The sequence below is a fragment of the Neisseria sp. P0021.S006 genome, assembly GCF_051956895.1.
In genome coordinates this window covers 1-1,099 of the sequence record NZ_JBQCWZ010000460.1, presented here as the reverse complement: position 1 = coordinate 1,099, position 1,099 = coordinate 1, and the positions used below count along the sequence as shown (strand labels likewise).

General features: G+C 47.5%; 1 protein-coding gene. It reads right to left on the bottom strand.

Annotated elements, in window-relative coordinates:
* Positions 1-63: 63 nt before the first annotated feature.
* On the bottom strand, positions 64-1,065 hold the full coding sequence (hemB, locus tag ACTHUM_RS14980) for a porphobilinogen synthase (RefSeq protein ID WP_107769384.1): 1,002 nt from the start codon (positions 1,063-1,065) through the stop codon (positions 64-66).
* Positions 1,066-1,099: the final 34 nt, after the last annotated feature.

Below are 1,099 nucleotides of genomic sequence, written 5' to 3'. Positions count from 1 at the left end.
AATATAAAAAAGCGGCTAAACAGGATAAACACTGTTTGCCGCTTTTTGATTTATTTCTTTATTTTACTTCTTCAACAATTTTGCCGCTTCAATCGCATAGTAAGTCAAAATACCATCAGCGCCGGCGCGTTTGAATGACAACAGGCTCTCCAAAATGGTTTTTTCACCATCCAACCAGCCGTTTTGAATGGCAGCCTGAAGCATGGCATATTCGCCGGAAACTTGGTAAGCATAAGTCGGTACGCCGAACTCGTCTTTGACTCGACGGACGACATCCAAATATGGCAGACCCGGTTTTACCATGACCATGTCTGCGCCCTCTTGAATATCCAATGCTACTTCGTGCAAGGCTTCATTAGTGTTTGCAGGGTCCATTTGGTAGGTTTTCTTGTCTGCCTTACCCAAATTGCCGGAGCTGCCGACGGCGTCGCGGAACGGGCCGTAGAACGCCGAAGCATATTTTGCCGAATACGCCATGATGCGCGTATGGATATGGCCGGCATCTTCTAAGGCTTCGCGGATGGCAAGAATACGTCCGTCCATCATGTCGGATGGGGCAATGACTTGTGCGCCTGCATCGGCATGACACAAAGCCTGTTTTACCAAAACTTCAATGGTTTCATCGTTGAGGACATAGCCATTTTCATCGGTTAAACCGTCTTGGCCGTGAATGGTATAAGGGTCCAAGGCAACGTCGGTCATGATACCCAGCTCTGGGAATTTCTCGCGCAGGGTTCGTACTACTGTCGGCACCAAGCCTGCAGGGTTATAAGCTTCCTCAGCAAACTCGGTTTTGTTTTGCGTTACCACGGGAAACAAAGCCAGCATAGGAATGCCGAGCTTCAGTGCTTCTTCAGCGGTAAACAACAATTTGTCCAAACTTTGGCGTTTGACACCCGGCATGGATGGGACTGCCTCTTCCTGATTCTGGCCTTCCAATACAAAAACCGGATAGATTAAATCATCTGCCGTCAAAGTATGCTCGCGCATCAGACGACGTGAAAAATCGTCTTTACGCATACGGCGCATACGGGTGTTTGAGACATAACGCGGAGGGAAATTCATAATAATTGCCTTTAAATGATGAAGTCTTAAAATC

Coding starts and splice junctions, on each gene's coding strand:
- hemB (WP_107769384.1), bottom strand. CDS start 1,065: ATGAATTTCCCTCCGCGTTATGTCTCAAACACCCGTATGCGCCGTATG.